Raw genomic sequence first — 15,318 nt, 5'->3', positions numbered from 1 at the left:
TCTCCCCTATTTTTATCTTGCGTAATTAGTATTTTTTGGTGTATCCTCATCATAATCTAGAACTTCTAAAACAGATTTTTTATTCATCTTCCTTGCAAAGTCTGCAGCAGTAAAACCTTTAGAATCCTTTGCATCTTGGTTCACACCGTTTTCAACCAATATTTTTGCGATCTCTGCCCTACCGTAACAAGCAGCAGCCATCAACGGTGTAAAACCGCTTCTTCGCGTCGTTTGATTTACATCCCGACCTTTTTCGATTAAATATTTAACTATCTCTCTATTATCGTATGTGATTGCAATATCAAATACACTTACACCCTCATCGTCAAAGTCAAACGGGTCTGCTCCAAACTCAATTAAAAGCATAAGTGTGTCAAAATCACATCGTGCACGAATGGCACAAGCAAGTACTCCCTCCCCTGCATCATTTACTTCAGAGATGTCACCATCTGTTTTTAGGTATTTTTTTATACCAAGAAAATCGTCGTTATTTAATAATTCTGTCCATTTACTATTCATGCTAAAAGTATATATCAATTCTCATTAGTAATTTTTAATTATAATTGCACCAATAAATTAATTAAGCGGGAAATAATATGGAAGTTATTGAAACAACTGATGCTTTTAAAGCATTAATAGAGAACATTAAAAAGGATACGAAAGGGTATAAAGATCCTTTAGCATTCGGTATTGCAAGAGTAGATTTAGGGCAGTTAAATCCAGACAAAGCATTACAAGCAACTTATCCGGTAGTAAACTGGAATGAGAACTTCGGTAGTGCTGCAATTTTTGTTCAAGCATTAGCTGATCAAGGTTTAACAGTAGACTTTTCTCAAAAAGAGCAAGTTTTTGACATCAACTTAGATTTCTTACAATCTTGTCTTAATGCATTTACACCATACAGCGACGAAGCTTACGGTGATGCACACAAAAACATTCAAGTAGTATCTGCACTTTACAACCAAATGATCAACGACGGTTACAAAGACGGTGAGTTCAAAGTATGTTTTATCTATGAAGATGCTGCTTTAGAGAGCGTTGAAGCAACTTACCTAAAACTATACGCTATGAGTTTAGCAAAAGTAGAACTTCGTAGCATCAACCTAAACGGTGCATTTGGTGCATTACCAAATGTTGCATGGTCAAACGGTAAACCAATCGAACTTGACTACCTAAGAGAATTTGAGATCGAATTAAAACTAGCTGGTGAATATCCACACGTTGATTTCGTAGATAAATTCCCAAGATTCTTACAACACATCATTCCAGCTGACAATACTCGTATTTTAGAGACTTCAAAAGTACGTTTTGGTGCACAACTAGCAGCAGGTACAACTGTAATGCCGGGTGCTTCATATATCAACTTCAATGCAGGTACTACAGGTGTATCTATGGTTGAAGGTCGTATCTCTTCTTCTGCTATCGTTGGTGACGGTTCAGATGTTGGTGGTGGTGCTTCTATTTTAGGTGTTCTAAGTGGAACTGACGGTAACCCAATCTCTGTTGGTAAAAACTGTCTTTTAGGTGCTAACTCTGTATGTGGTATCCCATTAGGTGATGCGTGTATCATCGATGCTGGAATTGCAATCTTAGAAGGTACAAAAGTTGGTATCTATCCTGAGCAACTTGCAAAAATCAACGAAGTTAACTCTGGTGTGACACTTCAAGGTGAAGTTTTCAAAGGGAAACAACTAGCAGGTCTTAACGGTCTTCACTTCAGACAAAACTCTATGACTGGTGAGGTTACTGCATCTCGCTCAACTAGAGAGATCAAACTTAACGCTGATCTTCACTAATATTTTCTTATTAGATAACTTTTATCTTCTTAGTACTATAATAGTACTAAGAAGGAGTGCACTATGAATATCTCAAATAACATCTCATCAATTCAAACGAGTCAGACACTCTTAAATACAACTGCAAATAATGTTGCAAATGTAAATACAGATGGGTTTGTTCCAAACAGTACCATAGCAACAAATGATCAAAGTGGGAGTGTTACACCGCAAACACGTCAAGCAGATAATACGGGTTCAGAGAAAAGTCAAACAGATCTTTCTCGAGAAATTCCAAATGAAATGGTAGCACAACGCTCAACAGAAGCAAATGTCGTAGCTATTAAAGCTCAAGACGATGTTATGGGAACTTTACTCGATATCAAAGCATAAACTTTATTCTAAAAGATGGTTAATGCTTTGAAGTTTGCTAAGCATCGAAGCATCAGGATCGAACTCTTTTAGATTCTTTCCAACTTCTAAAGTACTAAAAACCGGTTTAGCTATCAAAAATCTTCCCTCATTTTCATCTTTTTTTGTCTTTACACCCCAAACATTTTGAAAGATAATAGCTTGATCGTTGTATGTCCCCACATACAAAGCAATATGCCCCTTTTTATATACTAATGTCTCAAAGGGTATCCCTTTTTCTTTAATAAAGAGCTCTTTTTCTTCATTTGAAAGCAGATCTAGTTTCTTTACATCCCCAATAGAGCTTTGAACAGAGGAGTTTCTTGGAAGCCAAAGACCAAAAGGTGTATATAAATCTCTCAGCGTTGAAGAGCAGTCTCGTTGACCATAGATCCCTCCCCAACCATATTTTCCTTTTTGTAGTTCATTCATAATTACTGCAACATTGTCACTATTAAAATCTAATATACCTTTATGAGCTATCTCTTTAGAGATTTTTGAATGTAAAAACAGAGGTTCGTTCTCTTTTGATTTAGCTACACTAAGGACTGTATAGCTCTTCTCATCTTCATCGATCAACGGAAGCATCATCCCTACACGAGAATCAAAAAGATAGTTGCCGTTTTGATCGTAAATAGTTTCATTGTCTTTAAGCAAAAATATCTGCTGTGCTTTTTGCCATAATAGAGTGTATTTTTGGTCAATAAATACTATATCTTTTGCTTTTACCCATCCAAAACCAAAACTAGACTCTATAAAAACCCATTTTTTATCTTTAGAATAGTGTGAAACAAATATAGGTTTATTTGGAGCTATAGAGGTATTTTGCAAGTAATCAAACGGATACCCCTCACCTGCTTTGCTAGGATCCAAAAATACAGGCTTATCTGTGGGAAGTGCTCTAACATTGAGAAGCTTTAGAGTGACTGCATATCTGTTTAGAGTTGAAAATGCTTCATAATTTGAATTTTCATCTATTGTTTGGAAGAAGCTTTTTGTTATCGGTTGGAGCGTATAGCCGTAACTCTTATTGTTATCGTATACATATGCCCACTTTGCCTGCTCTTGTGTAATGGAGATCTTATCTATATTCCAGGCTCTAAAATATTTACCAATAAATAGTTCTATATCTCCAAGTTTTTTTTCCTGAACTCCAGAAGTATAAAAACTTGGCTTTTGAGGAATCTCTACAAGCTCTTGAACTATCTCTTTTTGTTGTGCAGTATCAATCTTTTTTTCCTGAGTAACTTCTACTTTTTGTGCACAGCCACTGAGTAACATTACTGCAACAACAGAATAAATATAGTTCAAAGAAATCTCCTAGTCAACATCCCCAAAACGGCTAACTACTCGCCCTATTACTTCAATCTCTTGGGGATCTAATGTTTGTGTATTATAAACAGAATTGTCTGAAATTACATCTATCTTTCCATCAATTCTTTTTTGAATACGTTTAATAAACAATCCTGCTTCTGTTCTTATAGTAAAGATACCGCCGCGATTGATATCAGTTTTGTTTCTATTAATAAATACTATATCATTATAGCTAAAAGTTGGCTCCATAGAATCACCGCTTACATTGATCGCTTCTATATGTTGCAGCTCTCGTTCACCTCCAAGCATAAAAACGAATTGCTGCGGGATCTCTAACGATTCTACCTCTTCAAATTCGTTATCGCTACCACCGCCGGCACTTGCGTTAATATCTGTAAAATACTTGATCATATAGTTATTTGTAGGGCCAACCAAACTTTCAGGTGATTGTCCGTAAAGTAACCAGTTAATAGAGATACTTCTCCGTGCACAAAAGTCCAACAATTCACCAAAAGGTATCTTATTGCGTCTTTTCATTGTTGCAAAGTTCATTTGAGAGATTCCAATCGACTCTGCAACATCTTTATCAAAAACTTTCTTTGGAGAGAATTCTGAAGATAATATACTTTTTATCTCTTCTACTATATCAGAAAAACTATTCATATTGACTCCTTTTTGATTTATATAGGAGTAGTATATTCAATTTTTTTGAAAAAATCAATATTTTTATGACAAATTGACATATTTTTATATTTTTATTTCTCAGTGATGTAATATTTTTTCAATTCAGATCAAAAAATAGAGTAAACATGATTTCTTTCCGGCTAAACATTAAGTGTTTGCTCGTCAAGAATGTTTACACCAAAAAGGGGTTGAAAATGTCTATTATTATAAAAAGAGCAGAAAGTTTTTTTGAGCGTTTTGAAAATAAAATGGAAGTATGGGCAGAGAAGATATTTTAAGAATCTTTCTTTTTTTTCTCTTGTTCTTCTCTTTGTTTAAATTTTGTTTTGTGGTAACCGCCAAATATAAATACCATAAAGCCGATAAAAGCTATAACCATTATAGTATCTAAAACAGTCATCTCTTAAGCCTTAGGGAATGTGTCGTATGTTTGTCTAATAGCATCATATAAAACGATACCGGTACTAATTGCAAGATTTAAACTTCTTCCATCTTTTGTCATAGGGATAGTTACACATTGCGTCTTGTACTTGTTCAATACATCTTCAGGAATTCCTGCTGTTTCACTACCAAAAAAGATATAATCACCATCTTTGAATGTTGCTTCAAAGTAAGGCTTATCTGTTTTTGTAGTTGCAAAGTATGCATTGTCCGTAATCTCATTATTTTCAAAAAAATGCTCTAATGACTCCCAAACATGCAGATCCAGCTTATCCCAGTAATCAAGTCCGGCACGACGTACCGCTTTTTCATCTATATCAAATCCAATCGGTTTAATAAGGTGCAGGCTTGCCCCTGCATTTACACAAAGACGACCTATTGCACCCGTATTATTTGGGATCTGAGGATGTACAAGAACTAAATTAAATGCCATGACTAAAAGATAACCGTTCTATTTGCATAAATAAAGATACGATCTTCTAATGCAAGTTTTAATGCACGAGAAAGTACTACTTTTTCAACATCTCTACCGTTTTTCTGCATATCTCTCCAACTATGTGCATGGTTTACATGAATAGTATCTTGAGCGATGATCGGCCCTTCATCAAGATTATTGTTTACAAAGTGTGCCGTAGCCCCGATGATCTTAACACCGCGATCGTACGCTTGTTTATATGGGTTTGCACCGATAAACGCAGGTAAGAAAGAGTGGTGAATATTGATAATCTTATCTTCAAACGCTTCTACAAATCTTGGAGTTAAAATTCTCATATATTTTGCTAAAACAATATAGTCAACATCTTCAAAGCTATTAATTGCTTCAATGATCTTAGTCTCATGCTCAGCACGCTCTAATCCCTCGTGAGAAACAGTGATATATGGGATATTAAACTTAGATACAAAAGGCTCTAAGGCATCATAGTTCGATACTACACCTAAAATATTTGCTTCTAACTCCCCTGCTTCATGACGAACTAAAATATCACCAAGTGCATGCAGCTCTTTTGTCGCCATAATAATGATGTTTTTTTTCTTAGGCTCGATCACTTTTACACTAGAGTTTTTAGGAAGTACTTCTGCTATTGCATTTGAAAGCTCATTTTTATCTACATCGCCGTCAACAACACTACGCATAAAAAACTTGTTGCTCTCTTTGTCAACAAATTCACTGTTTGATAAAATATTTAGATCGTAATTAAAAAAGACACTCGATACTTTATGTACCAAACCTTTTTCATCGTTTGCATCTATTAAAACGCGATATTTCATTTTATATTTTATCCTTTTCTAAAACTTTTACTCTTTCATCAATTGTTGCAAGAGTGTACTCTAAAAAGTTAAGTGTCATATCTATTTTTGCTTCTAAATTGGCATTGTTTGGAGCCTGAAACCCTTCAAAAAGCACTAATAGTCTTTCTCTAATCGATTTTAAAAATAACAGCTCATTATCTACAACATTCATCTTTGTAGAGTTTGCTTCCTCTGTTTCTTTAGTGGAAATTACGTTTTCTGTAGGTTCAAAAGTTTTATAAGCAGTTTCCTCTTTTTTTAGAGCATCGATAGGTGAAACTTCTTCCTCTATCTCCTCTAAAGTTGATAATATCATATCTTTTAGTTCCATGCTTTTAGTAACCACCTTTCAAACTCTTTAAACTCAACATCAGTATCCATCTTTACAAAAAACTCTTTCATTTGAGTATTTACTTTTAAAAATTTTTTTCTTACACCAGACAATCTTCTTATAGCAATTTTTGCTTCAGAGTTGGAAGGATCTTTTTTGAGAATCTCTTTATAGATCTCTAAAGCTTCCTCCTTTAAACCCTGTAGTTCATAGATATTTGCTAAAGTTAATGTCTGCATTTACTATTTACTTTACTATATAGTTAGCGATGATAGAACCCATCTCTGAAGTTGAACAAACCTCTTTTGCATCAAACTGAGCAAGATCGCCTGTTCTATACCCTTCACTAAGAGCTCTTTTAATAGCAGCATCAACTTTATCTGCCGCTTCTTGTTCATTAAGTGCATAACGCAACATCATAGATGCAGATGCAATTGTAGCGATTGGATTTGCAATCCCTTGACCTGCGATATCTGGAGCTGAACCGTGGATCGGCTCATATACACCGATTTTAGCACCAACTGAAGCTGACGGTAATAATCCAATTGAACCAGAAAGCATTGAAGCTTCATCAGATAAAATATCTCCAAAAATGTTTCCTGTAAGCATTACGTCGAACTGTTTTGGATCACGGATAAGTTGCATAGCAGCATTATCAACATACATATGAGAAAGTTCTACTTCTGGGTACTCTTTAGCCACTTCCTCTACAGTCTCTCTCCAAAGCTGAGAAACGTCAAGTACGTTTGCTTTATCGATTGAACATACTCTTTTTTGTCTTGTCATAGCGATTTTAAATGCTTGATGAGCGATACGTACGATTTCGTCTTTAGTGTACACCATAGTGTTCCACCCTTTGTTTTCGTCACGCCCTTTAGGCTCACCGAAGTAGATACCACCGATTAGCTCACGAACAACCATAAGATCAACACCTTTTACGATCTCAGGCTTTAATGATGATGCATTTGCAAGTTCATCATATACAACTGCCGGACGTAAGTTAGCATATACCCCAAGCTCTTTTCTAAAACGTAAAAGACCGCTTTCAGGACGTTTTTCACGAGGTAAAGAATCCCATTTTTCTCCACCGATTGCACCAAAAAGTACAGCATCAGAGTTTAATGAGCCTGAAATAGTCTCTTGTGGTAACGGATCACCAGTAATATCGTAAGCTACACCACCCATTAAAAGTTCATCGTATGTTAAACTGAACCCTGAACATGAAGCTACTGCATCTAAAACTTTAACAGCCTCGTCTACGATCTCAGGACCGATACCGTCACCTTTGATTAATGCTATTTTGTAAGATTTCATTATTTTCCTTCCTCAATCTCTTTTTGTGCAAAACTCATAAGTCCACCTGCATCGATTAGCTCTTGCATGAAAGGTGGGATTGGAGTGAAGTTATATGTTTTGTTTGTTGTTTCATTTGTGATTGTCCCTTTATCCATATCGATAGAGATTTTATCACCTTCATTAATTTCACTTGCTTCTGGTAATTCAAATATAGGAAGTCCCATATTAAAAGCATTACGGTAAAAAATTCTTGCAAATGTCGGAGCAACAACTGCAGCAACTCCAGCAGCTTTTAGTGCGATTGGTGCGTGTTCACGAGAACTACCACAACCAAAGTTTTCATCAGCTACTATAACGTCGCCAACACTCATTTTATTTACAAATTCTGGATCTGCATCTTCCATAACATGTTTTGCAAGTTCTTTCGGATCTGAAGTATTTAGATAACGCGCAGCGATAATTAAATCTGTATCGATATCTTTACCAAATCTCCAAACTTTTCCATTTATGTTTGCTTTTTGCATATAAATTCCTACTATTTTAGTTAAATAATTTCGCGATTATACCGAAAATGTGATTGTAAGTTCTTTAAACTTTTGTGTTAAATTTAGGCAAGAAGCATTGATATTAAAAAGTATCAATGCTATTTTAGGGGTTTATTAACGTTTTAAATTATTTACAGTTTGCAACATTTCATCACTAGTTGTGATGATTTTTGAGTTAGCATCGTACGCTCTTTGACCTGTAATTAAGTCCGTTAACTCAACTACAAGCTCAACATTACTCAGTTCTACAAAACCTTGACGGATTACACCCAGACCATTTTGTCCCGGCGTACCATCAACAGGCTGACCCGAAGCATCAGTTTCCACATAAAGGTTATCACCCATTGAGTGAAGACCTGCAGGGTTAATAAAAGCGGTAGTATTGATTTGTCCAACTATCGTAGCCTGTGTTTGGCCTGCTTGAACAACACTTACAGTACCATCCGTACCGATACTAACATCTGTAGCATCTTCCGGAATTACAATCTCAGGGATAAGTTTATATCCGTCAGAGTTTACGATAGTACCGTTTTGATCACGTTTGAACGCACCGTTTCTAGAGTATACTTCCGTTCCGTCTGGAAGTTCCATTTTAAAGAATCCGTTTCCAGTGATCGAAATATCTAAAGGATTGTCAGTTTGTTTTAGAGAACCCTCTGTAAAGATCTTGTTTACCGCAGTTGGACGAACACCAAGCCCCACTTCAATCCCTGTCGGGCTTTGTGTCGTATCACTTGTTGCAGTACCGGCATATTCCATTGTACGATACATAAGATCAGCAAACTCTGCACGAGACTTTTTAAAACCAATTGTGTTTACATTGGCAATGTTGTTCGCTGTTGTGTCTATTTGTAGTTGCATCCCCAGCATTCCTGTAGAAGCTGTATGTAATGATTGCATCATAATCTTTTTCCCCTTACCTTAAATTAAGCTCTTTTAGCAATTTTTTCAATTGCGTCTTTGTTCATATCATTCATCTGCGTATCCATAGCTTTTTGATACATCCCAATCAGTCTGTTTGTTTCAATCAATCCCGTCATCATTTTCACGGCATTTACATTACTTTTTTCAACAAATCCCTGTGCTACGGCACCACTGTTATTAATAACATCCAAACTCTCTAAATTATCTAATTTGTAAAGATTATCACCATCTTTTTTTAATTCTTTAATACTGTCAGGCTGTACTACTAAAAGTTTTTGTCCGGCAACCATATTTAAACTGCCAGGAACACTTGTGTATATTTGACCGTTTTTATCAGCTTTTATAACAGCATCATCTTGAGCAAATCTAATCCCTTCGTTTGAAGTTTGGTAATCTTCGCCTAAAACTTCATACCCCTGTTTATTGATAAGTTTTCCTTCAGGATTTAAAGAGAAAGAACCATCACGTGTAAGTCTGATCCCCTGAGGTGTTCTTACCGCAAAAAAGAGATCATCTTTAGAGAGTGCAAAATCAAGAGTATTTGAAGTTTTTGCCAAATCACCTACAGAAAAGTCTGTAAAACTATCTACAACCTGCGGTGCTTTTGTGAGTGTACGGTTTAAAAAAGCTGCACCCTCTTTTGTCTGATTTGCATTTGGCAGTTCATCTCGCGCTTCTTTAAGTACACGCATAAAATCACCAACTACCAAAGTTTCTTCTTTATAGCCTGCCGTATTTACATTTGCCAAGTTATTTGCGATCGTATCGAGTCTGTTAAACTGCGTGACCATTCCGGCAGCAGAACTGTAATACCCTGTTTGCATACACTTTCCTCATGATTTGTTCAATATTTTCTTGGTTAAAGCAAACGGTGTTCCAATAATAAAAAGTAAATTTTTCTTATATCTTAAAAAGGTTAGATTAAAGAAATTTCGGTATAATCCACCTTTCAAAATCCTTAAACTAAAAGTGGAGCATACTCCGACATGACGGCAAAAGAACTCAATCAAGCAATAGAAACCTTTTTTGAAGAGCATAAGTCAAAAGATTGTCTTACATACGAGTCTATTATTGACCTGTTTGAAAAACAACCTACTGCAGCTCAAGCAAAAAACATATACAAACTTTTAAACAAACACAACAAATGCATCTATACTTCAAGTGAACATGCAAAAAAACTAAACGATCAAGAAGCTGAAGCTCGTAGAGAAGCTCAAAGAAAAATGATCGAAGATAGCGATGGTGATGAATTCGATATCTTAAAAGAGCATGAACTACTAGAATGGTCTCGTTCAGATTCACCTGTACGTATGTACTTACGTGAAATGGGACAAATCCCACTTTTAACTAAAGAGGAAGAAATCGATATCTCAAAACAGATAGAGATGGGTGAAAGTATCATTATCGATGCTATCTGTTCAGTTCCATATCTAATCAACTTCATTTTAGATTATAAAGAACCACTTATTAATCGTGAACGTCGTGTTAAAGAACTTTTTAAAAGTTTTGAAGACGATAAGGATGACGGTGATGATGATAATGATGATGACAATGATGATGATAGTAATGAATCAAAAACATTATCTGCAAAAGACAAGTCTCGTGTAGATAAAGTTACTACCAGCTTTAAGGCTTTAGAAAAAGCAAAAAAAGAGTGGGTAAAACTAACAGAGAAAGCTCCTGAAGATTTAGATGGAGATACAACTGAAGAGATTGTACTTTACCAACTTTCAGTTACTTTCAAAAAAGCTGTTTTAAAAGAAAAACTTTTAGATTTAGGACCAACATCTAAACTTATCAATGAGCTTGTAAAAGCTATGGAAACTGCACTAAAATCTGATGAAGGATACGACAAAGAACTTAAACGTCTTGAGTATAAACTTCCTCTATTTAATGCAACACTTCGTGCAAACCATAAAGTTCTTGTAGATAAGATTCAAGACCTTACAAAAGAAGATATCGTAAATATGGTTCCAGAAGCTACTATGGTTTCTACATATATGGAGATTAAAAAACTTGTTCAAACAAAAGAAGCAAGTAAAAACAGTTTCGATATGGAACCTGAAAAACTTGCAGATATTTTAGAACAGATCAAACGTGGTAAAAATATCTCTGAAAAAGCAAAAACAAAAATGGCAAAATCGAATCTTCGTCTTGTTGTTTCAATCGCTAAACGTTATACAAACAGAGGTTTACCGTTCCTTGACCTTATCCAGGAAGGAAATATCGGTCTTATGAAAGCGGTTGATAAATTTGAATATCAAAAAGGATACAAATTTTCAACATACGCTACATGGTGGATTCGTCAGGCAATCTCTCGTGCGATCGCAGATCAGGCAAGAACTATCCGTATCCCTATCCATATGATTGAGACTATTAACCGTATTAATAAAATTATGCGTAAACATCTCCAAGAGAATGGTAAAGAGCCGGATGTTGATACAATCGCAGCAGAAGTTGGTCTTTCAGTTGAGAAAGTTAAAAACGTTATCAAGATCACAAAAGAGCCTATCTCTCTTGAAGCGCCAATCGGTAGTGAAGAGGATGGACGTTTCGGTGACTTTATCGAAGATAAAACTTCACTTTCACCTTCTGAGGCAATACTCAAAGATGACCTTAAAATTCAGATTGAGCAAGTTCTTGAACAACTTAACGAGCGTGAAAAAGCGGTTATCAAACTTCGTTTCGGTATTATGGATGATGAGAGTGACAGAACGTTAGAAGAGATTGGTAAAGAGTTAAGTGTAACACGTGAGCGTGTTCGTCAGATCGAATCAAGTGCGATCAAGAAACTTAAACACCCTAAAGTTGGTCGTAGACTGAAAAACTATATCGAAGAGTAAAGATAAATGACATTTGAGCAAAGTTGGATTGAGTATGATTACAATCCATTTATACTATTTAATGCAAATGGTAAAATAATCTCTTTAAATGCAGAAGCTCAGTTTCTGCTAGGGATTGCAAACCCGAATGAGCTTTTTGAGCTGGCACAAACTTATGCAAGCATAAGTTTTGGCTTTAAAACTACATTTGTGCAATTAGAGTACGGAAGATACAGATTTTTCGGTATCACTGTGGGTTATGAAGATGAAGAGCAGATAGGTATAAAACTTTATCAAGCACCATCATACAAACTTGATGCTAAAAAACCGGATGGTCAGTTAACAAATATCTATACTATTTTAGATTTATGTATCTCTTCTAACTCTATAAATAGCCCTATTAACTATACAAAAACTTACGATCCAACGATCCCTGAAGTTATTTTAGAGTCAAATTCAATCATCAAACTTCTCAATAAAACATACTCATATTTTTCTGAGAGTGAGACTATAGATACAAAAGTATTTTATAGAATCGGTGAACATATCAAATTTGACGGGAAAAAGTATAGTATCTTCTCTATCGAGATAACGGGAGATCAAACAAATCCAGCAAAAGAAGCAGAGTTAAAAGCAGTTGCCGAGAACTACAACTTCTATCTTGATGCAAGTAAAACAGCAATTACTATCAATATCCCTATGATAACATCATAAAACTCTTTTTTATGATGTTTTATAGAGAGTTTTCACTCGAATATATTTCTCCAACTCCAATAGAGCGTACATTATAAACCCTACTGCTAAAATTAAAGAAATTTCTGAAAATGAAAGTGCTTTGGTTGTAAAAACAGTTTGAAAAAACGGTACATATGTCACAATCGTCTGGGCAAGAACCACTACGCTTACTGCAACCCATGCAACTGGAGTATTGACAATATCTAAGAAGCTTTTTGTAAGTGTATTCATATTTCTGACATAAAACAGATAAAATATCTCCATAAAAATAAGTGTATTAAAGGCTAATGTTTGGGCATATTCGATCTCTACCCCACTGTTTATTGCATAACTATAAATGCCAAATATTGCACTCAAAAACAAAAGTGTCACATAGAAGATCTGCCAGATAACGATTTTATTTAAAATAGCATCACTCAGTGCACGCGGAGCTCTTTTCATAATATTTTTATCCTCTTTTTCAAATGCTAAAGCAATCCCTAACGTTACGGCAGTTATCATATTTGCCCAAAGTATTTGAATAGGAGTAATTGGCATTGCCATACCAAAAACTATAGCCATCACAATAACAGAAGCTTCAGAAGCATTTGTCGGAAGTGTCCAACTGATAACCTTTTTAATATTATCATAGACTTTTCTCCCCTCCCTTACCGCATCGACAATTGAAGCAAAATTATCATCAGTAAGGACAAATTCACTCGATTCTTTTGCCGCTTCGGTGCCTTTTTTACCCATAGCAATACCGATATTGGCACGCTTTAGTGCAGGAGCATCGTTTACGCCGTCACCCGTCATTGCAACAACTTTATTATGTTCTTGCAGTGCTTTTACCAAACGCAGTTTATGCTCAGGGGTTGTACGTGCAAAGATATTTGTCTTTAAAACTGCTTCTTGCAACTCCTCATCACTTAGGTGTTCAATATCTTTTCCGCTTAATACATTTTCAGAAGATCTAAGCCCTATAGCTTTACCAATAGCTGAAGCGGTTGTCGTATGATCACCTGTAATCATTTTAACCTCAATATGTCCGTTGTAACACTCCTGTATAGCTTCTATAGCTTCAGCTCTAGGAGGATCAATGATTCCTGTAAAACCAACTAAAATAAGTCCATCATCAAGATCACTGAAACTTAGTGATGATTGCTCCTGCGGAACATTTTTATACGCTATAGCAATAATTCTTTGCCCTTTTTTTGCCATATCTTCCGCCATCTCTTCCCAAAAAGTTTCATCTAAATCTTTTTTATGAAGATCATTGACATACTGAAATTTACACATCTTTAAAATGATCTCTGCCGCCCCTTTTACTACTATCAAAGATTCATTGTCATGACCGTGGTTCAAAGTTGCCATAAACTTGTGCTTGGAATCAAAAGGGATAAAATCAGCTCTGAGATATTCTAAACGAATCTTTTCTGCATCAAATCCAACTTTGTGGGAAAATGCGACTAATGCTCCCTCTGTCGGACTTCCATCAACACTCCATTGCCCGTTATTGTTAAATAGATTCGCATCGCTACAGAGTGCCGAACATTTTGCCATCATCTTGATAAAATGATCCTCGTTTAAATCTATCTCTTCATTTTTATCTGTATGTATAACACCTGTAGGATCATACCCTGAACCACTTACTACATACTGTATCTCTGAACTTTGAATCGTTTGTACCATCATCTCGTTTTGAGTAAGAGTCCCCGTCTTATCAGAACATATCACAGAAACCGAACCTATCGTTTCAATTGCCGGTAACTGACGTACAATGGCATTTCTTTTGGCCATCGCCTGAACACCTACAGCCAAAGTAATTGTCAAAACTGCCGGTAACCCTTCAGGAATTGCGGCAACAAACAAGCCTACAACGGCGATAAATATCTCATTAAACGGCATATCTTTTATATAGTAACCTATATATAAAATAGTGATAGAAAAGAGTAATATAAACAAAGTCAGCCATTTTGCCAACTTATCCATCTGCTCAACTAAAGGTGTTGTGAGTACCTGTACACTGCTAAGCATCTTGTTAATGCGTCCAAGTTCTGTTTTATTTGCCGTGGCGACTACAACTCCGCGCCCTATTCCGCTGGTGATTGTTGTCCCTGCAAAAACCATAGAGCTTCGATCGGCGATCATCACATCTTTGTCGACACTTTTTGGATTCTTTTCAACAGTATCGGATTCACCGGTCAAAATAGCTTCCCCGGCACTGAGTCCATGAGCCTGGGTAATGCGAATATCTGCTAATACTCGGTCTCCCGCTTCAAGCTGGACAATATCACCTACAACCAGATCTTCACTGCTGCATTTTTGCTTTTTTTCATCACGAAACACTACAGCGGTATACGCAAGCATTTTTCGAATAGACTCTAAAGCATTTTGAGCCCCTCTCTCTTGAATAAACCCAATGATTGCATTGATCAGTACTACAGTTATAATAACAATGGAGTCTATTGTATGATCAAGAAAGAATGTAAGGATTGCAGCACAAATAAGTACGTAAATTAAAACATTATGAAACTGTAAAATAAAGCGTACAAACGCACTTTGTTTCTTTTGTTCTTGAAGTTTATTAGGTCCATAGAGCTCTAGCCTGGCTTTTGCTTCAGAACTGCTCAAGCCGTTTTCAGTAGTATTTGTGCTAGCATACACCGACTCTATATCCATACTATGCCATAGTTTCTTTCCCATACTAGTCTCCCAAAAGTTAAACTAAATGTTAAAATCTAACTTAGTTCCTCTTAGTATAGTATTAA

Annotated in this window: 17 protein-coding genes; 4 read left to right on the top strand and 13 right to left on the bottom strand. The window is 35.8% G+C overall.

Translation table 11 applies throughout. The annotated features are described in order from the left end of the window. Positions 1–12 precede the first annotated feature (12 nt). Positions 13–519: an ankyrin repeat domain-containing protein gene (locus tag FJR03_RS05650; RefSeq protein ID WP_193114670.1), complete on the bottom strand. Its 507-nt coding sequence runs from the start codon at positions 517–519 to the stop codon at positions 13–15. A 77-nt stretch (positions 520–596) separates the two neighbouring features. Between FJR03_RS05650 and FJR03_RS05645 the strand changes: the two genes are divergently transcribed. Together FJR03_RS05645 and FJR03_RS05640 are read left to right on the top strand one after the other, a co-directional pair. Beyond that, positions 597–1,796: a tetrahydrodipicolinate N-succinyltransferase N-terminal domain-containing protein gene (locus FJR03_RS05645; protein ID WP_193114669.1), complete on the top strand. Its 1,200-nt coding sequence runs from the start codon at positions 597–599 to the stop codon at positions 1,794–1,796. Positions 1,797–1,859: 63 nt separating this feature from the next. Continuing rightward, entirely contained in the window at positions 1,860–2,168 is a 309-nt protein-coding gene (locus tag FJR03_RS05640) for a flagellar basal body rod C-terminal domain-containing protein (RefSeq protein WP_193114668.1), read from the top strand. Between the two features lie 3 nt (positions 2,169–2,171). Here FJR03_RS05640 and FJR03_RS05635 read toward each other — a convergent pair whose 3' ends face one another. The 11 genes from FJR03_RS05635 to FJR03_RS05590 form a co-directional block, all read right to left on the bottom strand. Then, positions 2,172–3,497, bottom strand: coding sequence for an SH3 domain-containing C40 family peptidase (locus tag FJR03_RS05635; protein WP_193114667.1), 1,326 nt, complete (start codon positions 3,495–3,497; stop codon positions 2,172–2,174). A 9-nt stretch (positions 3,498–3,506) separates the two neighbouring features. Further along, entirely contained in the window at positions 3,507–4,163 is a 657-nt protein-coding gene (locus FJR03_RS05630) for a LexA family transcriptional regulator (protein ID WP_193114666.1), read from the bottom strand. Positions 4,164–4,458: 295 nt separating this feature from the next. Continuing rightward, complete coding sequence (locus FJR03_RS11745) at positions 4,459–4,584, bottom strand: hypothetical protein (protein ID WP_255524258.1); 126 nt, start codon at positions 4,582–4,584, stop codon at positions 4,459–4,461. Between the two features lie 3 nt (positions 4,585–4,587). After that, the gene (locus FJR03_RS05625) at positions 4,588–5,058 is read right to left on the bottom strand and encodes a tRNA (cytidine(34)-2'-O)-methyltransferase (RefSeq protein ID WP_193114665.1); all 471 of its coding nucleotides are present in this window, start codon (positions 5,056–5,058) and stop codon (positions 4,588–4,590) included. Positions 5,059–5,060: 2 nt separating this feature from the next. Continuing rightward, the gene (gene purU, locus FJR03_RS05620; protein ID WP_193114664.1) at positions 5,061–5,894 is read right to left on the bottom strand and encodes a formyltetrahydrofolate deformylase; all 834 of its coding nucleotides are present in this window, start codon (positions 5,892–5,894) and stop codon (positions 5,061–5,063) included. Position 5,895: 1 nt separating this feature from the next. Continuing rightward, complete coding sequence (locus FJR03_RS05615; protein ID WP_193114663.1) at positions 5,896–6,246, bottom strand: CiaD-like domain-containing protein; 351 nt, start codon at positions 6,244–6,246, stop codon at positions 5,896–5,898. After that, positions 6,237–6,485 carry a tetratricopeptide repeat protein gene (locus tag FJR03_RS05610; protein ID WP_193114662.1) on the bottom strand — a complete coding sequence of 83 codons (249 nt, stop codon included), beginning with the start codon at positions 6,483–6,485 and terminating at the stop codon, positions 6,237–6,239. Before FJR03_RS05610 ends, FJR03_RS05615 begins: the two co-directional genes overlap by 10 nt. A 7-nt stretch (positions 6,486–6,492) precedes the next feature. Continuing rightward, the gene (gene leuB / locus FJR03_RS05605) at positions 6,493–7,560 is read right to left on the bottom strand and encodes a 3-isopropylmalate dehydrogenase (RefSeq protein WP_193114661.1); all 1,068 of its coding nucleotides are present in this window, start codon (positions 7,558–7,560) and stop codon (positions 6,493–6,495) included. Further along, positions 7,560–8,066 carry a 3-isopropylmalate dehydratase small subunit gene (locus FJR03_RS05600; protein WP_193114660.1) on the bottom strand — a complete coding sequence of 169 codons (507 nt, stop codon included), beginning with the start codon at positions 8,064–8,066 and terminating at the stop codon, positions 7,560–7,562. Before FJR03_RS05600 ends, leuB begins: the two co-directional genes overlap by 1 nt. Positions 8,067–8,201: 135 nt before the next feature. Then, complete coding sequence (gene flgG / locus FJR03_RS05595) at positions 8,202–8,990, bottom strand: flagellar basal-body rod protein FlgG (protein ID WP_193114659.1); 789 nt, start codon at positions 8,988–8,990, stop codon at positions 8,202–8,204. A gap of 23 nt (positions 8,991–9,013) precedes the next feature. Continuing rightward, positions 9,014–9,835, bottom strand: a complete 822-nt coding sequence (locus tag FJR03_RS05590; RefSeq protein WP_193114658.1) for a flagellar hook-basal body protein — start codon at positions 9,833–9,835, stop codon at positions 9,014–9,016. 162 nt (positions 9,836–9,997) lie between these two features. Between FJR03_RS05590 and rpoD the strand changes: the two genes are divergently transcribed. After that, a complete protein-coding gene (gene rpoD / locus FJR03_RS05585) occupies positions 9,998–11,854 on the top strand; it encodes an RNA polymerase sigma factor RpoD (protein ID WP_193114657.1) in 1,857 nt (618 codons plus the stop codon). A 6-nt stretch (positions 11,855–11,860) separates the two neighbouring features. Further along, entirely contained in the window at positions 11,861–12,547 is a 687-nt protein-coding gene (locus FJR03_RS05580; protein ID WP_193114656.1) for a hypothetical protein, read from the top strand. 9 nt (positions 12,548–12,556) lie between these two features. On the opposite strand, the gene FJR03_RS05575 is transcribed toward FJR03_RS05580, so the two are convergent. Then, positions 12,557–15,253: an HAD-IC family P-type ATPase gene (locus FJR03_RS05575; protein ID WP_193114655.1), complete on the bottom strand. Its 2,697-nt coding sequence runs from the start codon at positions 15,251–15,253 to the stop codon at positions 12,557–12,559. Positions 15,254–15,318 lie beyond the last annotated feature (65 nt).

The organism is Sulfurimonas marina, assembly GCF_014905095.1.
In the GTDB taxonomy this organism is placed as follows: domain Bacteria; phylum Campylobacterota; class Campylobacteria; order Campylobacterales; family Sulfurimonadaceae; genus Sulfurimonas; species Sulfurimonas marina.
The sequence above is the reverse complement of the archived record's forward strand: the minus strand, read 5'-3'. Positions and strand labels throughout refer to the sequence as shown.